This window comes from Zoogloea sp., assembly GCF_041908905.1.
GTDB lineage: Bacteria > Pseudomonadota > Gammaproteobacteria > Burkholderiales > Rhodocyclaceae > Zoogloea.
In genome coordinates, this window is record NZ_JAYREK010000025.1 from 1 (window position 1) to 18,484 (window position 18,484).

At 70.1% G+C, this 18,484-nt stretch carries 15 protein-coding genes and 1 pseudogene; 6 read left to right on the plus strand and 10 right to left on the minus strand.

The features are described from left to right. Positions 1–331: pseudogene (locus tag ACE3OU_RS13185) on the minus strand (alkyl hydroperoxide reductase subunit F); the annotation flags it as partial. Between the two features lie 194 nt (positions 332–525). Between ACE3OU_RS13185 and ACE3OU_RS13190 the strand changes: the two are divergent. Then, positions 526–987, plus strand: coding sequence for a PaaI family thioesterase (locus ACE3OU_RS13190; protein ID WP_374242016.1), 462 nt, complete (start codon positions 526–528; stop codon positions 985–987). Between the two features lie 22 nt (positions 988–1,009). On the opposite strand, the gene ACE3OU_RS13195 is transcribed toward ACE3OU_RS13190, so the two are convergent. The 3 genes from ACE3OU_RS13195 to ACE3OU_RS13205 are packed head-to-tail and all read right to left on the minus strand — an operon-like array spanning position 1,010 to position 2,241. Beyond that, on the minus strand, positions 1,010–1,294 hold the full coding sequence (locus tag ACE3OU_RS13195; RefSeq protein WP_374242017.1) for a cyd operon YbgE family protein: 285 nt from the start codon (positions 1,292–1,294) through the stop codon (positions 1,010–1,012). Positions 1,295–1,319: 25 nt separating this feature from the next. After that, positions 1,320–1,883, minus strand: a complete 564-nt coding sequence (gene petA / locus ACE3OU_RS13200) for a ubiquinol-cytochrome c reductase iron-sulfur subunit (protein ID WP_374242018.1) — start codon at positions 1,881–1,883, stop codon at positions 1,320–1,322. 25 nt (positions 1,884–1,908) lie between these two features. Further along, positions 1,909–2,241 (minus strand): hypothetical protein, encoded by a 333-nt coding sequence (locus tag ACE3OU_RS13205; RefSeq protein ID WP_374242019.1) that lies wholly within the window; start codon positions 2,239–2,241, stop codon positions 1,909–1,911. 86 nt (positions 2,242–2,327) lie between these two features. Here ACE3OU_RS13205 and ACE3OU_RS13210 point away from each other — a divergent pair, with 86 nt between their 5' ends. From ACE3OU_RS13210 to ACE3OU_RS13230, 5 genes are all read left to right on the plus strand, one after another. After that, entirely contained in the window at positions 2,328–3,836 is a 1,509-nt protein-coding gene (locus ACE3OU_RS13210; protein ID WP_374242020.1) for a methylmalonyl-CoA carboxytransferase subunit 5S, read from the plus strand. Between the two features lie 22 nt (positions 3,837–3,858). Further along, positions 3,859–5,397, plus strand: a complete 1,539-nt coding sequence (locus ACE3OU_RS13215; RefSeq protein WP_374242055.1) for an acyl-CoA carboxylase subunit beta — start codon at positions 3,859–3,861, stop codon at positions 5,395–5,397. 10 nt (positions 5,398–5,407) lie between these two features. Continuing rightward, positions 5,408–5,752 carry a hypothetical protein gene (locus ACE3OU_RS13220; RefSeq protein WP_374242021.1) on the plus strand — a complete coding sequence of 115 codons (345 nt, stop codon included), beginning with the start codon at positions 5,408–5,410 and terminating at the stop codon, positions 5,750–5,752. A 24-nt stretch (positions 5,753–5,776) separates the two neighbouring features. Beyond that, complete coding sequence (locus ACE3OU_RS13225; RefSeq protein WP_374242022.1) at positions 5,777–6,166, plus strand: biotin/lipoyl-containing protein; 390 nt, start codon at positions 5,777–5,779, stop codon at positions 6,164–6,166. A gap of 72 nt (positions 6,167–6,238) precedes the next feature. Then, positions 6,239–6,916, plus strand: a complete 678-nt coding sequence (locus ACE3OU_RS13230; RefSeq protein WP_374242023.1) for a glycoside hydrolase family 108 protein — start codon at positions 6,239–6,241, stop codon at positions 6,914–6,916. 181 nt (positions 6,917–7,097) lie between these two features. On the opposite strand, the gene pgi is transcribed toward ACE3OU_RS13230, so the two are convergent. The 6 genes from pgi to glgB all read right to left on the minus strand — a co-directional run bounded on the left by pgi (position 7,098) and on the right by glgB (position 18,477). Beyond that, on the minus strand, positions 7,098–8,747 hold the full coding sequence (pgi, locus tag ACE3OU_RS13235) for a glucose-6-phosphate isomerase (protein WP_374242024.1): 1,650 nt from the start codon (positions 8,745–8,747) through the stop codon (positions 7,098–7,100). A 95-nt stretch (positions 8,748–8,842) separates the two neighbouring features. Beyond that, the gene (locus ACE3OU_RS13240; protein WP_374242025.1) at positions 8,843–11,302 is read right to left on the minus strand and encodes a glycogen/starch/alpha-glucan phosphorylase; all 2,460 of its coding nucleotides are present in this window, start codon (positions 11,300–11,302) and stop codon (positions 8,843–8,845) included. A 29-nt stretch (positions 11,303–11,331) separates the two neighbouring features. Beyond that, on the minus strand, positions 11,332–12,804 hold the full coding sequence (glgA, locus tag ACE3OU_RS13245) for a glycogen synthase GlgA (RefSeq protein WP_374242026.1): 1,473 nt from the start codon (positions 12,802–12,804) through the stop codon (positions 11,332–11,334). A gap of 5 nt (positions 12,805–12,809) precedes the next feature. Continuing rightward, the gene (glgC, locus tag ACE3OU_RS13250; RefSeq protein WP_374242027.1) at positions 12,810–14,150 is read right to left on the minus strand and encodes a glucose-1-phosphate adenylyltransferase; all 1,341 of its coding nucleotides are present in this window, start codon (positions 14,148–14,150) and stop codon (positions 12,810–12,812) included. Positions 14,151–14,198: 48 nt separating this feature from the next. Then, a complete protein-coding gene (glgX, locus tag ACE3OU_RS13255) occupies positions 14,199–16,340 on the minus strand; it encodes a glycogen debranching protein GlgX (protein ID WP_374242028.1) in 2,142 nt (713 codons plus the stop codon). After that, the gene (gene glgB / locus ACE3OU_RS13260; protein ID WP_374242056.1) at positions 16,333–18,477 is read right to left on the minus strand and encodes a 1,4-alpha-glucan branching protein GlgB; all 2,145 of its coding nucleotides are present in this window, start codon (positions 18,475–18,477) and stop codon (positions 16,333–16,335) included. The genes glgX and glgB overlap by 8 nt, the downstream gene beginning before the upstream one ends. Positions 18,478–18,484 lie beyond the last annotated feature (7 nt).

The following is an 18,484-nucleotide window of genomic DNA, read 5'->3' on the forward strand; positions in this document are numbered from 1 at the left end:
TCTGCTCGATCACCGCCGCGTCGACCTTGGGCGGGTGGCCGCCGGTCTGCAGCAGGGCCAGCACCAGGGAGGTGAACTCGTGGCCCATCGGGATGCCTGCGAAGTGGATGCGCGGGGCCTCGCCCGGCTCGGCGACGCCGAAGGACGGGCGCAGGGCGTGCTGGCCGTCGGTGCGCAGGGCGACCTTGGCGGAGAGGCTGGCGATGTCGGCGAGCAGGGCGTGGAGTTCCTGGCCCTTGGCGCTGTCGTCCAGGGAGGCGACGAGTTCGATGGGGCGCTGCAGGCGTTCGAGGTAGGCCGCGAGTTGAGCCTTGATGGTGGCGTCGAGCATGGTGTTCTCCCGTGATGGCGGCTTCGTTGGAAGCAATGAAGCGCATGATAGGAAACGTCGCCCGATTGATCCAATTGATTAGTCGGATATGGTTTATTGTCTGGCACTATAAAGGCCCGCAACCCGCGCTGGCCTTGCCTGTGCCGGACGGGGACAATGCTGCTCTCATTCACGCAAGCTGCCCAGGAGACCCGATGAAAGCCTTTCAGGAGTACTACCCGGAAAACGTGGCCCATTGCTATGGCTGCGGGCGCCTCAACCACGCCGGCCACCAGATCAAGACCTACTGGGACGGCGACGAGACGCTGACGCGTTTCCAGCCGGGGCCGGAGCACACGGCGATTCCCGGCTTCGTATATGGTGGGCTGCTTGCGTCGCTGATCGACTGCCATTGCACCGGCACCGCGGCGGCGGCCATGTACCGCGCCGAAAACCGCCCGATGGACAGCCTGCCGGCCTTCCGTTTCGTGACCGGGTCGCTGCACGTGGATTATCTCAAGCCGACGCCCCTCGGGCCTGAGCTGCAGATTCGCGGCCGGATCAAGGAGATTCGGGGCCGCAAGGTGATCGTCGAGGCCGAGGTGTCGGCCGACGGGGTGGTCACCGCCCGCGGCGAGGTGGTGGCGGTGCAGATGCCCGACAGTTTCAAGGCCTGAGCCGGGGCGAGGCCGCCCGGCCTCAGTGGGTGGCCAGGCGCAGGAAGGCCAGCACCAGGCTGAGCAGGCAGGCCTCGCTCGAGAACAGATGACGGAGGGCCGGCGGGCGTGGCGTCACGCCCGTCCCGCTGGCGAAGCCGGCCACCATCGACCACAGCAGCCACAAGGCGGCCAGCGGGTCGGCGCCCCCCCAGCGGTCGAGGGCGACCTCGGGGCGGGCGACGAGCAGGAAGGCCAGTAGCGCGCCGGTGACGAGGGACAGGATGCGCATGCCGCGGTCGGCAGCTGCGGGCGGTTCGAGGCGCATGGCGGAGGGCGCCGGTGGGCGGGCCTCAGGCGCCGGCCGAATCGTCGGCGCCGATCAGGAGGCGGGCGTCGCTCAGATACTTGTGGGGCGGCACTTCGAGGTTGGTCGGCGCCGGCTTGCTCTTGAACACCCGGCCGGCAAGGTCGAAGGTGGAGCCGTGGCAGGGGCACAGGAAGCCGCCGGGCCAGTCGGCTCCCAGCGCTGGGTTGCCCGCATCGAAGGCGCTGGACGGGGAGCAGCCCAGATGGGTGCAGATGCCGACCGCGACGAGGTATTGCGGCTTGATCGAGCGGTGGGCGTTGCGGGCGTAGTCGGGCTGCTGGGATTCCACCGCGGAGCCGGGGTCGGCCAGGTTAGGCTCGGCCTTGGCGAGGGTGGCGAGCATCTCCGGCGTGCGGTGGAGGATCCACACCGGCTTGCCGCGCCACTCGACCACCATCATCTCGCCCGGCGCCAGCTTGTCGATATCCACCTCCACCGGCGCGCCGGCGGCCAGCGCGCGCTCGGACGGCGTGAGGCTGGCCACGAAGGGTACCGCGGCGCCCACCGCCAGGGCCCCGCCGGCACCGGCCGTGGCGATGAGCAGCATGCGGCGGGACCGGTTGGAGGGGCCGTCACCGGCGCAACAGGGGGCGGAAGAGGGGAGACGGGTCATGGGGCGGGTCCTTTTTTGTTGGAGATCTCCCGGAGGTGTAATCAATATCCGTGCCAGTCTGTTTGATTTGATAATCCTCAAAGATATCAATTGCATGCGGAATGGCATCTGCCGTTGAAGGCGGGTTGATGGCAGCTGGCAGTGCACCGAATGGCAGATTGGCGGGGTGGCAGTGTGCCGCCGTCGTATTTTTCGCACCCGCCCCGACGGCCGGCGCGAGACCCTGCGGCAGCACACAAAACGACGATCGCCACATCCGTGGAAACCGCATTTTCACGTGGGCTTTGATCATGCTCAGAAACCCTCGCTGCTGCGCCGCCGCAAAACGGGTTTGGATGTACGCTAAGCATCCGCGCGCTTCAGACGAGGATTGCATCCATGGCCAAGACCATCGAAATCACCGAGCTTGCCCTGCGGGATGCCCACCAGAGCCTGCTGGCCACCCGCATGGCCCTTGAAGACATGCTGCCCGCCTGCGAGGACATCGACCAGGCCGGCTACTGGTCGGTGGAGTGCTGGGGCGGGGCCACCTTCGACGCCTGCATCCGTTTCCTCAACGAAGACCCCTGGGAGCGTCTGCGAACCTTCCGCCGCCTGCTGCCCAATTCGCGGCTGCAGATGCTGCTGCGGGGGCAGAACCTGCTCGGCTACCGCCACTATGAAGACGGCGTGGTGGACCGCTTCGTCGACAAGGCGGCCGAGAACGGCATGGACGTCTTCCGCGTCTTCGACGCCCTCAACGACCTGCGCAACCTCCGCCACTCGGTGCAGGCCGTGCGCCGCAACGGCAAGCACGCCCAGGGCACCATCTGCTATACCGTGAGCCCGCTGCACACCGTGCAGGGTTTTGTCGACATGGCCCGGGGCCTGGTCGACATGGGCTGCGACTCCCTGTGCATCAAGGACATGGCGGCGCTGCTCAAGCCCCAGCCGGCCTACGACATCGTGCGCGGCATCAAGGAGGCCTGCGGTGAGGCGGTGCGGGTGCATGTGCACACCCACGCCACCACCGGCGTGACGATGGTGAGCCTCATGAAGGCCATCGAGGCGGGCGCCGACTGCGTGGATACCGCGATCAGCTCGCTCAGTCTGGGCCCCGGCCACAACCCCACCGAGAGCCTCGTCGAGATGCTCGAAGGCACCGGCTTCACCACGCGGGTCGACAAGGCCCGCCTGCACCGGATCAAGGACCACTTCAACCTGGTGCGGCCGCGCTACCGGGAGTTCATGTCGAACATCATCGGCGTCGAAACCGACATCTTCGACAGCCAGATCCCGGGCGGGATGATCTCCAACATGGAGAGCCAGCTCAAGCAGCAGAAGGCCGCCCACCGGCTCAAGGAGGTGCTCGCCGAGGTGCCCCACGTACGCCGCGACGCGGGCTACCCGCCGCTGGTCACGCCGTCGAGCCAGATCGTCGGCACCCAGGCCGTCTTCAACGTGATGATGGGCCGCTACAAGGCCATGTCCGGCGAGTTCGCCGACCTCATGCTCGGCTACTACGGGAGCCCCCCCGGCGAGCGCGACCCGGAGGTGACGGAGCACGCCGCCCGCCACGCCGGCAAGCCGCCCATCACCGCGCGGCCGGCCGACCTGCTGCAGCCCGAGTGGCAGCACCTGCGCGATACCGCGGTGGCGCTGCCGGGCTGCGACGGCAGCGACGAGGATGTGCTCACCTACGCGATGTTCCCCCAGGTGGGCGCCAAGTTCTTCGAGACCCGCGCCGCCGGGCCGCGCAACCTGGGCCACGAGCCGGACGTATCCGACGCTGGCAAGCCGACCGTCCCGCCGGTGGACCGCCGCAAGGGGCCGGTGCGCACCCAGGTGGTTTACGACGTCACGCTCAATGGCCGCTCCCACCGGGTGTCGGTGGCGCCGGCCGAATAACGAGGATCCATCCATGAGCACGATGCAGGACAAGATCGACGAGCTGCGCCGCCGCCAGGCCGAGGCCCACCTGGGCGGCGGCGCCGAGCGTCAGGAGAAACAGCGCGAGGCTGGCAAGCTCACCGCCCGGGAGCGGGTCGCGGCGCTGGTGGACGAGGGCAGTTTCGAGGAGATCGGCCTCTTCGCCACCCACCGCGCCACGCTGTTCGGGATGGAGGGCAAGCGCCTGCCCGCCGACGGGGTGGTGACCGGGGCGGGCGCCGTGGGTGGCCGGCTGGTGCACCTGGCGAGCCAGGATTTCACCGTGGCCGGCGGCTCGGCGGGCGAGGTGCATTCGATCAAGGTCGCCGAGATCATGTACCAGTCGCTCAAGACCGGCTCGCCCTTCGTCTTCATCAACGACTCGGGCGGCGCGCGGGTGCAGGAGGGCGTCGATTCGCTGTCGGGCTACGGCAAGGTGTTCAACGCCAACGTGCTGCTGTCGGGGGTGGTGCCGCAGATCTCGCTGATCTGCGGGCCCTGCGCCGGCGGGGCGGCTTACAGCCCGGCGCTCACCGACTTCATCATCCAGACCCGCCAGGCCCAGCTCTTCATCACCGGGCCCCAGGTCATCAAGCAGGTCACCGGCGAGTCGGTGACCGCCGAGCAGCTCGGCGGGCCCGATGCCCACATGATCCACTCGGGGGTGATCCACTTCATCGCCGAGGACGACCGCCACGCGATCCTGCTGTGCCAGAAGCTGCTCAGCTTCCTGCCCCCCAACAATCTCGAGGATCCGCCCCAGGTGGAGGGCGACAGCACCGTCGACCCCAACCCGCTGCTCGAGACCCTGGTGCCGGTGGATACCAAGCAGGGCTACGACGTGGTCAAGGTGATTAGCGCGGTGGTGGATTTCGGCGATTTTCTCGAGGTCCAGGCCGGCCACGCGCCCAACATCGTCGTCGGCTTCGGGCGCATCGGCGGCAACAGCGTCGGCATCGTCGCCAACCAGCCGTCGGTGCAGGCCGGGGTGCTCGACATCGACGCCTCCAACAAGGCCTCGAGGTTCATCCGCTTCTGCAACGCCTTCAACATCCCCATCGTCACCTTCGTCGACGTGCCGGGCTTCCTGCCCGGCGTCAGGCAGGAGTACGGCGGCATCATCCGCCACGGGGCCAAGCTGCTGTTTTCCTACGCCTCGGCGACGGTGCCCAAGATCACCGTGATCCTGCGCAAGAGCTACGGCGGCGCCTACCTGGCCATGTGCGGCAAGGATCTCGGTGCCGACCGGGTGTTCGCCTGGCCGACCGCCGAGGTGGCGGTGATGGGCGCCGAGGGGGCCGCCGAGATCGTCTTCCGCAAGGAGATCGACGAGGCCGACAACCCCGAGGAGAAACGCAAGGAGCTCATCGCCGAGTACCGCGAGGCCTTCTCCAATCCCTACGTGGCGGCAGAGCATCGGCTGGTGGACGCGGTCATCGAGCCGGCGCTGACCCGCCGGCACGTGGCCCAGGCCCTCGAATACCTGCGCATCAAGCGCCAGCCGCGCCCCCACAAGAAGCACGGCCTGATGCCCCTCTAGGAGAGCCGCGATGGAAGGCAAAGAACTCCCGCCCGCCGTCTCCGAGGGTGAGCTGCTCGCCATGCTGCGCGAACTCCGCGACGAGGTGCGGGGCCTCGGCGCCCGTGTTGCCCAGCTCGAAGGCTGCCTCGCCGACGCAGGCATCCGCCCGCCGGCCGTGCCGGCGCCGGCAGCCGAACCCGCGCCGGTGCCGGACACCGGGATCACCGAAGAAGAACTCCTCGCCATCTCGGCGGCGGTGGCGGCCTACCTGGGGGTGCGCGCCCACATCCGCCAGGTGCGCCTGATCCAGTCCGCCGCCTGGGGCCAGGTCGGCCGCCTCAACGTGCACGCCTCCCACCAGAGACGCCGCTGAAACGCTCACCCACAGGACATCATCGTGAAGCTCAACATCACCATCGACGGCAAGACATACGAAGTGGACGTGGAGGTGGCCGAGGCCGACCACGCCGGGCTGCCGCCGGCCTATCCGATCGGTTCGGCGCGGCTCGCCGGCAGCGTCGTCGGCAGGCCGGAACCCGCTGCCGCCCCCAGCGCCGCGCCGGTGGAGGACGAGGCCAAGGTCTGCCGCAGCCCGGTGTCGGGCATTGTCGTCAAGCTCATCGCCCAGCCCGGCCAGAGCCTGCAGGTGGGCGACAGCCTGATGGTGCTGGAGGCCATGAAGATGGAGACCAACATCACCGCCCCGGTGGCCGGCAAGGTGGCGGCGATCCGGGTCAAGGCGGGCGACACGGTGCAGGCCGACGAGGTGGTGGTGACGTTCGAATAGCGTCCGCCCGCTGGACTACCGGGGGGCGTCTGCTAGCATGAAATCATGACGTCAGGGCCTCGCGCCCCGTCGTTGCCCGATCCGCACGGCGGCAGCGGCCCCGCTGCCTGCGGCAGCAAGTCCGAGGAGACCATCATGGCCAGTGCCGGCTTTCTAGCTTCCCTGCCGTTCGTCCTGCGCTGGGAGGGCGGCTTCGTGGATCATCCCAAAGACCCCGGTGGGCGCACCAACAAGGGGGTCACCCAGAGGGTCTATGACGCCTGGCGCCGCCGGCAGGGGCTCCCCGTGCGCGACGTCAAGGGCCTCGAAGACACCGAGCTGCACCGCATCTACGAATCCGGCTACTGGATTCCGCCCCGCTGCGAGCTGCTCGGCAGGGGGCTCGATCTGGTGCAGTTCGACACCGCCGTCAACATGGGCCCCGGGCGCGCCGTGCGCTTCCTGCAAAAAGCTGCCGGCTGCGGCGTGGATGGCGATTTTGGTGCCCAGACCGAGAAGGCCGTGCGGGCCTGCACGCCAGGCGATCTCATCGCCGGCTACTGCGCCACCCGCGAGGCCTATTACCGTGAGCTGGCGCGCCGAAATCCCGACACCGCCGTCTTCCTCAAGGGCTGGCTGAACCGCCTCAACGCCCTGCGCCACGAGGTGGGCGTGCCCGGCTTCGAGGCGCTCCCCCGGGGCTGGGGCGAGGACGCGGGGGGCGCCGAGCGCATCCCCGACATCGGTGAAGACCCCGGCTACGATTTCTGAACACTGCGGCAGGTCTGGGCTCGCTCCCCGGCGTCACGGTTCCGCCGGGGCCGGAGATCGCCGCCGGCCTGTCGATGGGGCGTCGGCGAGTCCGCCGGGCTCTTGAGCACGCGCAGGGAAGCCCCGGGTTTCCTTGACCTCCACGGGGGGCGGGCTGGGCGAAGCCCGGCCCCGGGGGCGCTCAAAAGTTGCCGTACTCTCGGCACCAGCCGATCAGCTCGCGGGTCGACGGGTCGAGCCCCTCGGTGCCGACCTCGCCGCACAGGGCCGGCAGCAGGCGGCCGGCGAGCTGCTTGCCGAGCTCCACCCCCCACTGGTCGAAGGAGTTGATCCCCCACACCACGCCCTGCACGAACACCTTGTGCTCGTAGAGGGCCAGCAGCATGCCCAGCAGGTAGGGGCTGAGGCGCGACAGCAGGATGGTGGTGGACGGCTGGTTGCCGGCGAACACCTTGTGCGGCAGCAGGGCGGTGATCTTTTCGGGCGGGATGCCGGCGGCCTGCAGCTCGGCCCGGGCCTCGGCCTCGGTCTTGCCGAAGGCCAGCGCGGCGCTCTGGGCCAGGAAGTTGGCCATCAGCGGCGCCTGGTGGCCGGGCAGCGGGTAGTCGCTGTGGGCGCTGGCGATGAAGTCGCTGGGGATCAGCCAGCCGCCCTGGTGGAGCAGCTGGAAGAAGGCGTGCTGGCCGTTGGAACCGATCTCGCCCCACACGATGGGGTTGGCGTGGCAGCTCAGGGGCAGGCCGTCGCGGCCGACCGTCTTGCCATTGGACTCCATCTCGAGCTGCTGCAGGAAGGACGGCAGGAAGCGCAGGGATTCGTTGTAGGGCAGCACCGCGCAGGTCTCGGCGCCGAGGAAGTTGGTGTTCCAGATGCCGATCATGGCCATCAGCACCGGCAGGTTGCGCGCCAGCGGTGCGTCCTGGAAATGCCGGTCCATGGCCTGGGCGCCGGCCAGCAGGCGCTCGAAGCCGGTCATGCCGATCGCCAGCGCGATGGGCAGGCCGACCGCCGACCACAGCGAGTAGCGCCCGCCGACCCAGTCCCACATGCGGAAGATGTTCTCGGGCGGCAGGCCGAACTCCTGCACCTTGTCGACGGCCGAGCTGACCGCCACGAAGTGCAGCGGCAGCGCCCGGGCCGCCTGCTCGCCGGCCGCGGCGCACAGCCACTGGCGCGCGGTGACGGCGTTGAGCATGGTCTCCTGGGTGGTGAAGGTCTTGCTGGCGACGATGAACAGCGTCGAGCGCGGGTCGAGGGTGTCGAGCAGGGGCGCCAGGTGGGCGCTGTCCAGATTCGACACGAAGTGCATGCGCAGCCCGGCCCGCTGGTAGGACGACAGGGCGCGGACGACCATCTTGGGGCCGAGGTCGGAGCCGCCGATGCCGATGTTCACCACGTCGCGGATGGCTTCGCCCGAGAAGCCGCGCCACAGGCCGCCGCGCACCCGCTCGGAGAAGGCCCGCATCTGGGCGCGCACGGTGCGGACCTCGGGCATCACGTCGTTGTCGGCGGTGGGGAAGGGGCCGAGCTTGAGGTGGCGCAGCGCCGGGTGCATCACGGCGCGGTTCTCGCTGGTGTTGATCTTGTCGCCGGCAAACAGGCGCTCGCGCCAGCCGGTGATGTCCGCCGAGCGGGCCAGCTCGATCAGCAGGTCGAGGGTGCGGGCGTCGATGCGCTGCTTGGAAAAGTCGGCCAGCAGGCCGTCGACGCCGAGGGAGAAGCGCGCGAAGCGGTTGGGGTCTTCGGCGAACAGGTCACGCAGGTGACGGGAGGAGAGCGCCTCGCGGCGGGCGGTGAGTTCCTGCCAGGCGGCACTTTGGGTGATCGGCATGACTTGAAGATCCACTTTAAATAGACATCGAGGCCAGTCGGCATTGTACCCGGGCCCGGCGCGGCCGGCGGTGGGCGGCTCCCGGCCCGGGGCGTTCAGGCCGATGGCGCCGGCGGCGTGTTCCAGATGGTGCGGGCGTACTCCAGGATGGTGCGGTCGGACGAGAACACGCCCATGCCCGCCACGTTGAGCAGGGCGCGGCGGCTCCATTCGTCGGGCTGGCGGAAGACCGCGTCCACCTGCCGCTGGGTGGCCACGTAGCTGGCGTAGTCGGCCAGCAGCAGGTAGTGGTCGCCATGGTTCACCAGCGCATCGAAGATGTTGCGGTAGCGGTCGGGCTGCTGGGGGCTGAAGACCCCGTCGCGGATCGCGTCGAGGGCCTGTCGCAGCAGCGGGTCGGCCTCGTAGATGTCCCGCGGGCGGTAGGCGCCGGCGCGGATCTCGGCCACCTGGGCGGCGGTGTTGCCGAAGATGAAGATGTTGTCGGCGCCCACCTGCTCGCGGATCTCCACGTTGGCGCCGTCGAGGGTGCCGATGGTCAGCGCGCCGTTGAGGGCCAGCTTCATGTTGCCGGTGCCGGAGGCCTCGGTGCCGGCGGTGGAGATCTGCTCGGAGAGGTCGGCGGCGGGGATGATCAGCTCTGCCAGGCTCACCCGGTAGTTGGGGATGAAGACCACCTTGAGCCGGCCGCCGATGCGCGGGTCGTCATTGACCACCGCGGCGACGTCGTTGATCAGGCGGATCACCAGCTTGGCGAAGTGGTAGGCCGAGGCCGACTTGCCGGCGAAGATCACCACCCGCGGCACCCAGTCGGCACCCGGGTTGGCCAGGATGGCCTGGTAGCGGGTGACCACGTGGAGCACGTTGAGGAGCTGGCGCTTGTATTCGTGCATGCGCTTGACGTGCACGTCGAACATGGCGTCGGGGTCGAGGGCGATGCACAGCTGCTTCTGCACGTAGGCGGCCAGTCGCTCCTTGTTGGTGCGCTTGATGGCGCGGAAGCTGGCCATGAAGCAGCTGTCGTGCGCGTAGTCGCGCAGGCCCTCGAGGCGCTCCAGCTCGCGGCGCCAGTCGGGGCCGAGGCGCTGGTCGATCAGCGCGGCGAGGCCGGGGTTGGCCTGGGCCAGCCAGCGCCGCGGGGTGACGCCGTTGGTCTTGTTGTTGAAGCGCTCTGGCCACAGGCGCGCGAAGTCGCGGAAGATGGAGGTCTTCATCAGCTCGGAGTGCAGCGCCGACACGCCATTCACCGAGTGGGAGGCCACCACCGCCAGGTAGGCCATCCGCACGTAGCGTTCGCCGGCCTCGTCCACCAGCGACACCCGGCGCATCAGCTCGGTGTCGTGGCCATGCACGGCGGTGATGCTCTCGAGGAAGTCGGCGTTGATGTCGAAGATGATGCGCAGGTGGCGCGGCAGCACCCGCCCGAGCATGGACACCGGCCAGGTCTCGAGGGCCTCGTGCATCAGGGTGTGGTTGGTGTACGAGAACACGCGCCGGCACAGGCCCCAGGCGTGCTTCCAGTCGAGCCCGTGCTCGTCGAGCAGGATGCGCATCAGCTCGGGGATCGCCAGCACCGGGTGGGTGTCGTTGAGGTGGATGCTGACCTTGTCGGGCAGGGCGTCGAAGCTCTGGTGGTTGACCAGGTAGCGCCGCACGATGTCCTGCAGGCTGGCCGAGACGAAGAAATACTCCTGGCGCAGGCGCAGCTCGCGGCCGAGCAGGGTGGAGTCGTCCGGGTAGAGCACCCGCGAGACGTTCTCGGAGTGGTTCTTGATCTCGACGGCGCCGAAGTAATTGCCCTGGTTGAAGGCCGACAGGTCGATCTCTTCGGTGGCCTTTGCCGACCACAGGCGCAGGGTGTTGGTGACCTTGGTGCCGTAGCCGGGGATGATCTGGTCGTAGGCCATGGCCAGCACGTCCTCGGTGTCCACCCAGCGCACCCGCTTGCCCTCTTCCTCGAGGCGGCCGCCGTAGCGCACCAGCACGCGGATCTCGGGGCGCTGGAATTCCCACGGGTTGCCGTGGGTCAGCCAGTAGTCGGGCACCTCCACCTGCTGGCCATCCACGATGCGCTGGCGGAACATGCCGTAGTCGTAGCGGATGCCGTAGCCGAAGCCGGCGATGCCCTGGGTCGCCATGGAGTCGAGGAAGCAGGCCGCCAGCCGGCCGAGGCCGCCGTTGCCGAGGGCCGCGTCGGGCTCCAGGTTGAGCAGCTCGTCGAGGTCAACCTCCAGCTCGCGCAGGGCCTGGCGCACGGTGGGCATCAGGTCGAGGGCCAGCATGGCGTTGCTGAAGGTGCGGCCGATGAGGAACTCCATCGACAGGTAGAACACCCGCTTCACGTCCTGCTCGTAGTCGTTGCCGATGGTCTCCATCCAGCGTTCGACGAGGTGGTCGCGCACCGCGTAGGACACGGCGTGCAGCCAGTCCTCGGCGCGGGCGGAGGCCGGGTTCTTGGCGATCTGGTAGACGAGCTTGTTGCAGATCGCCCGTTTGAGCGCCGAGACGTCGTGCAGCAGGTGGTCGTAGTGGCGGGAGAACTGCTTCAGGTCCATGGGAGATCCGGGGCGGCCGCGGTGGTGGGTTATGCAGCGGAATGGGGCGCGAGTATGCCGTAAAGGGCCAGGTAGCGGGCCGCGGCGGCGTCCCAGCCGAAGTGCTGGCGCATCCCGCGCTGGCGCACCCGCTTCCAGTCGGCGCGGCGGCGGTAGAGGGCCAGGGCGCGCGCCACGGCGCCGAGCAGCGCGTCGGCGGTGAAGGGCTCGAAGACGAAGCCGGTGGCGTCGGTGTCGAGGGTCTCGAGGCGGGCGTCGGCCACCGTGTCGGCCAGCCCGCCGACCCGCCGCACCAGCGGCAGCGTGCCGTAGGCGAGGCCGTAGAGCTGGGTCAGCCCGCAGGGCTCGAAGTGGGAGGGCACCATGATCACGTCGCTGCCGGCGATCAGGCGGTGGGCGAAGGGCTCGTCGTAGCCGATGCGCACCGCGACCGCAGCGGGGCTGGCCTCGGCGGCGGCGTGGAAGGCCGCCTCCAGACTGGTGTCGCCGCTCCCCAGCAGCGCGAACTGGGCGCCCTGCCCGACGAGACGGGGCAAGGCGTCGAGCACCAGATGCAGGCCCTTCTGCTCGGTGAGCCGGCTGACGACGCAGAACAGCGGGGCGCTCGCTGCGCGCTTCAAGCCGAGCGCCCTCTGCAGCGCCGCCTTGCAGGCGGCCTTGCCGGTGGTGTCGTCGGCGCTGTAGGTGGCGGGCAGCAGCGGGTCGGCGACCGGGCTCCAGACTCCGGCATCGACGCCGTTGAGGATCCCCTCCAGGTCGTGGGCGCGGCTGCGCAGCAGGCCGTCGAAGCCGCAGCCCTGCTCGTAGGACTGGATCTCGCGGGCGTAGCTGGGGCTCACGGTGCTGATCCGGTCGGCGTAGTAGAGGCCGGCCTTCATGAAGTTGAGCTGGCCGTGGAACTCGACCCCGTGCATCGAAAAGAAGTGTGCCGGCAGGCCCAGCTCGCCGAAGCGGGCGGCGTCGAAGGCGCCCTGGTAGGCCAGGTTGTGGATGGTGAACAGGCTGGGCGGCATGGCCCGCCCGCGTCGCTCGGCCTCGGCGTGCAGGCAGGCCGGGGCGAGGCCGGCGTGCCAGTCGTGGCAGTGCACCACGTCGGGCGCCCAGCTGGTGTCGAGCCCGTCGGCCAGCCGGGCGGCGGCCCAGCCGAGCAGGGCGAAGCGCAGGTGGTTGTCGGCGTAGGGCTGGTGATGGGCGTCGGCGTAGGGGCCGCCGGCCCGCCGATAGAAGGCTGGCGCGTCGATCACGTAGGCCTCGACGCCGCAGGCGGGCAGCCGGCCGAACAGCAGGCGTGCCTCGACCGGGGCCAGCGCCGCCGGCGCGGCGAGGCGGGCCAGGGGCCTGGCGCCTTCGAGCCCCGCCAGGATCGCCGGAAAGCCCGGCAGCAGCACGCGCACCCGGGCTCCTTGGGCGGCGAGGGCGGCCGGCAGGGCGCCGGCCACGTCGGCGAGGCCGCCGGTCTTGAGGAGCGGAAAGATCTCGGCACAGACTTGAAGTACGCGCATGGCAGTCATTCCTGGAGGGCGTCGAGCATCTGCTGGGTGACCAGCACCACGCCGCATTCGGTGCGGTGGAAGCGGCGGGCGTCGAGTTCCGGGTCCTCGCCGATGACCAGCCCCTCGGGCAGCACGCAGCCCCGGTCGATGACCACCTTGCGCAGCCGGCAGTGGCGGTTGATCTGGACGTCGGGCAGCACGACGGCTTCGTTGATCTCGCTGTAGGAGCGTACCAGGATGCTGGAGAACAGCACCGAGTTGCGGATCACGGAGCCCGACACGATGCAGCCGCCGGAGACCAGCGAGTCGATGGCCATGCCGCGGCGGCCGTCCTGGTCGTGCACGAACTTGGCCGGCGCGAGCTGCTCCTGGTAGGTCCAGATCGGCCAGTCCTTGTCGTACATGTTGAGGGCGGGGGTGGTGGAGGCCAGGTCGAGGTTGGCCGCCCAGTAGGCGTCGATGGTGCCCACGTCGCGCCAGTAGGGGCCGGAGAAGGGTGGGTTGGTGATCGCCGACAGGCCGAAGGGGTGGGCCAGGGCCTGGCCCTCGGCCACCGCGCGGGGGATCAGGTCCTTGCCGAAGTCGTGGCTGGAGTGCGGGTTGCGGGCGTCTTCCTCGAGGAGCTGGTAGAGGTAGGCGGCGTTGAAGATGTAGATGCCCATGCTGGCCAGCGACAGCTCCGGATTGCCGGGCATGGCGGGCGGGTCGGCGGGCTTCTCGATGAACTCGGTGATGTGGCGCTCGCCGTCGATGGCCATCACGCCGAAGGCGTGGGCGTCGCGCCGGGGCACCTCGATGCAGCCCACGGTGACGTTGCGCCCGCCTTGCACGTGGTCGCGCAGCATCACCCAGTAGTCCATCTTGTACACGTGGTCGCCGGCGAGGATGAGGACGTACTCGGGCGGGCGGGAGTCGTCACGGATGATGTCGAGGTTCTGGTAGACCGCGTCGGCGGTGCCCTGGTACCAGTGCTCCTCGTCCACCCGCTGCTGGGCGGGCAGCAGCTCGACGAACTCGTTGAGCTCCTTGCGCAGGAAGCTCCAGCCCCGCTGCAGGTGGCGCAGCAGGGAGTGGGACTTGTACTGGGTGATCACCCCGATGCTGCGGATGCCCGAGTTGATGCAGTTGGAAAGCGCGAAGTCGATGATGCGGAACTTGCCGCCAAAGTGCACCGCGGGCTTGGCGCGCACGTTGGTCAGGTCGCGCAGCCGCGAGCCCCGCCCGCCGGCCAGCACCAGGGCCACGGTTCGTCGGGCGTTCCTTCGGTCGATCATCTTGCCGGTGTCCATGATGTGCTCGCTTTCGATGGCTTGAGTGGAATGCTGGAGGGGCCGCCGCCGGCGGTCCGGGCTCATGTCAGGGTGATTTTCACGCGGTCGGTATCGGTTCGCCCGTAGCCTTGCTCACGAAACCGCGCCGGGCGCGGGGGCGCCCACCAGCACCCGCAGCGTCCGCCCCGGGCAGTCGAAGGCGTCGCCGTCGCCGGGAAGGCCGTCGGGCTGGTCGCTGTCGAACGCCAGGCGCCAGGCGCCGGCGGGCGGGGTGAAGCGGCAGGGAGCAGGGTCGCGGTTGACCAGCAGCAGCACCGGCGCGGAGTCGTCCGCGGGTGTCGCCGGGGCGGCCTGCAGCCAGATCGCCAGCGCGCCGCGGTCGGCCTGCCAGGCGTCGGCGGCAAGCGGGCGGCCGTCGGGCTCCAGCCAGCGCACCGTCGGCGCCGCGTCGTCGGTGGGGCCCTGCAGCCAGTGGGCCTGGCGCAGGGCCGGATGGCGCCGGCGCAGGGCGAGCAGGCGGGCGGCGCAGGCCAGCAGGGCCGTGTCGGCGCCGGCCCAGGCGAGGCGGGTGGTGGCGTTGTCCTGGCAGTAGGCGTTGTTGTTGCCGCGCTGGCTGTGGCCGATCTCGTCGCCGGCCAGCAGCATCGGCGTGCCCTGGGACAGCAGCAGCGTGGCCAGCAGGGCGCGCTGCAGGCGGTGGCGCAGCGCGAGCACGACCGGGTCGGCGGTGTCGCCCTCGACGCCGCAGTTCCACGAGGCGTTGTGCGGGTGGCCGTCGCGGTTGTGCTCGCCGTTGGCGGCGTTGTGGCGGTGGTCGTGGCTGACGAGGTCGCGCAGCGTGAAGCCGTCGTGGGCGCAGATGAAGTTGACGCTCGCCAGCGGCCCGCGCCCGTCGTGGTGGAACTGCCCGCTGGAGGCCGCGAAACGGTGGGCGAAGCCGCCCCGGTCGCCGTGGCCGAGCAGCCACCAGCGGCGCAGGGTGTCGCGGTACTGGTCGTTCCATTCGAGCCAGCCGGCGGGGAAGCTGCCGAGCCGGTAGCCGCCGGGGCCGAGGTCCCAGGGTTCGGCGATCCACTTGAGGCGGGACAGCTGCGGATCGGCCTGCAGCGCGGCAAGGAAGGGGGCGCCCGGGTCGAACTCGCCGTGGCGGTTGCGGGCCAGGGTGGTGGCGAGGTCGAAGCGGAAGCCGTCCACCCGGTAATGGGTGGCCCAGTGGCGCAGGGCGCCCAGCACCAGTTCGACGATCCGTGGTTCGCCGAGGTTGAGGGCGTTGCCGCAGCCGGTCCAGTCGAGGTAGACCCCGTCGGGCCCCAGCCGGTAGGCACGGGCGTTGGCGAGGCCCCGCAGGGAGAGGGTCGGGCCGGTGTGGTCGAGCTCGGCGCTGTGGTTGAAGACCACGTCGAGGATCACCTCCAGCCCGGCCGCGTGGAGCTGGTCGATGGCCTCGATCAGCTCGCCCTCGGGCGTGGTGCCGGGCCGGCCGCTCCCATAGCGGGGCTCGGGAGCGAGCCAGGCGATGGGGGAATAGCCCCAGTGGTTGGCGAGCCCGCGCCGCTGCAGCGCCGCCTCGTCTGCGCGGAAGTGGATCGGCAGCAGCGCCAGGGTGGTGATGCCGAGCGCCCGGTAGTGGGCAAGCATTGCCGGGTGGGCCAGCGCGGCGTAGCTGCCGCGAAGATCGGCCGGGATGTCCGGATGCGCCATCGTGAGGCCGCGCACGTGGGCCTCGTAAAGCACCGTGAGGTCCGCTGCAACGTGGGGGCGCGGGGGGCGTGGCCGGGGCGAGGTGGGGATGCTCAGCCGGGCTTTCAGGGCGGTGGCGGCGTTGTCGTGGGGGTCGGGCCAGTCGGGGGCGTCGGGGCTGCTGCCCTGGTGGCGGGCGAGTTCGGCGGCCAGCCGCGGGTCGTCCGCGGGGCCGGGCCCCTGCCGCCCGTAGCGGCCGACGACTTCCCGGGCCCAGGGGTCGAGGAGCAGCTTGGCCGGGTTGAAGCGGTGGCCCTGCCGGGGTGCCCACGGGCCATGGGCGCGCAGGCCATACACCAGGCTGGCCCCCGCTTCCAGCCTCATGCCCGGCAGCAGGCCGTGCCAGACACCGTCGGTGCAGGCGGGGAGGCGTAGCCGGGCTTTTTCGGTAGTGCCGGTGGCGTCGAACAGGCACAGCTCGACGGCGGTGGCGTCCGGCGCCCACACGGCAAAGTTGACGCCCGCCGCGCCGCAGTCGGCCCCCAGGGGCCAGGGCCGGCCGGCCTGCAGCGGGGCGTGGGCGGAGTCAGTCACGGCGCACCAGCATCAGGGTGGCGAGGGGCGGCAGCGTGAGCAGCACCGACTGGGCCTGGCCCTGCCAGGGCACGGCTTCGCTCGCCAGCGGCCCGTTGACCACGTCCGAGCCGCCATACCCGGCGGCATCGGTGTTGATGAGCTCGACCCAGGTGCCCGCCTGAGGTACGCCGATGCGCCAGCTCTCGCGCACCACCGGGGTGAAGTTGCACAGCACCACGACCCGCTCGCCGCCCGGCGCGCGGCGCTCGAAGACGAGCACCGAATGGGCCGCGTCGCTGTGGTCGATCCAGGCGAAGCCGTCGGGCGAGGCGTCCAGCGCGTGCAGCGCCGGGTGGGCCCGGAGGGCGTGGTTGAGGTCGCGCACGAGGCGCTGCACGCCGGCGTGGGGGGCGTGGTCGAGGCACTGCCAGGGCAGGGCACGGTCGGCGTTCCATTCTTCGCGGGGGGCGAACTCGCAGCCCATGAAGAGCAGCTTCTTGCCCGGATGCCCCCACATGAAGCCGTACAGCAGGCGCAGGTTGGCGAATTGCTGCCAGGCGTCGCCGGGCATCTTGGCGAGCAGTGCGCCCTTGCCGTGCACCACCTCGTCGTGGGACAGGGGCAGCACGAAATTTTCGCTGAAGGCGTACATCAGCGAAAAGCGGATCTGGTCGTGGTGGTGGCGGCGATGGATGGGGTCGCGGGCCATGTAGGCCAGCACGTCGTTCATCCAGCCCATGTTCCACTTGTAATGGAAGCCCAGCCCGCCACCCTGCAGGTCGTCGGAGGGCGGCCGGGTGACCAGCGGAAAGGCGGTGGATTCTTCGGCCAGCATCACCGCCTCGGGGCGCTGGGTGCCGACCAGGTGGTTGGTGCGGCGCAGGAACTCGATGGCCTCGAGGTTCTCGCGGCCGCCGTGAATGTTGGGAATCCACTCGCCGCTCTGGCGGCTGTAGTCGCGGTAGAGCATCGAGGCGACGGCGTCCACCCGCAGCCCGTCGACGGCGTAGCGCTCGATCCAGTAGAGGGCGTTGCTGGCCAGGTAGCTGCGCACCTCGTTGCGGCCGTAGTTGTAGATCAAGGTGTTCCAGTCTTGATGGAAGCCCTCGCGGGGGTCGGCGTGCTCGTAGAGGTGGGTGCCATCGAACTCGGCCAGGCCGTGGGCGTCGGTGGGGAAATGGGCCGGCACCCAGTCGAGGATCACCCCGAGGCCGGCGGCCCGGGCCGCCTCGACGAAGGCGCGGAAATCCTCCGGCCGGCCGAAGCGCGAGGTGGGCGCGTAAAGGCCGGTGGGCTGGTAGCCCCAGGAGCCGTCGAAGGGGTGCTCGTGCACCGGCAGCAGCTCGAGGTGGGTGAAGCCCATGGCGACCGCGTAGGGGATCAGCCGCGCGGCGAGTTCGGCGTAGCTCAGCCATTCGCCCCGCTCGTTGCGCTGCCACGAGCCCAGGTGCACCTCGTAGATGCTGACCGGCGCGTCGAGGGCGTTGGCGCGGCGGCGGGCGTCGTCGATGGCGACGCCGGGCAGCAGGCGCTGCACCACCGAGGCGGTGTGCGGGCGCACCTCGGCGCGGAACGCGAAGGGGTCGGCCTTGAGGCGCAGCTGCCCGTCGGCGCCGAGGATCTCGAACTTGTAGAGGTCGCCTTCGCCCACCTGGGGGATGAAGATCTCCCAGGTGCCGCATTCGACCCGCCGGCGCATCATGTGGCGGCGCCCGTCCCAGTTGTTGAAGCTGCCCACCACCGACACCCGGTGGGCCGCCGGCGCCCACACCGCAAAGCGCGTGCCGGCGACGCCATCGACGATGACCGGGTGGGCGCCCAGCCATTCGTAGGGGCGGTGATGGCGGCCCTCGGCGAGCAGCCACACGTCGAGTTCGTGGATGAGAGGCGGGAAGGCGTAGGGGTCGATGAGCTCGGATTGATGGCCATCGCTCCAACTCACCCGCATGCGATGGGCCGTGCGCGGGGTGCCGGGGGGCAGGACGCCGGTGAACAGGGCGCTGTCGTCCTGCCGGGCGAGGTCGGCCAGCGGCGCTCCGGCGGCATCGACCACGGTGACGGCCCGCGCGTCGGGCAGCAGGGCCCGCAGCACCAGCCGCTCGCCGACCTGATGCGGGCCGAGCACCGCGAAGGGGTCGCCGTGCTCGGCGCGCATCAGCGCA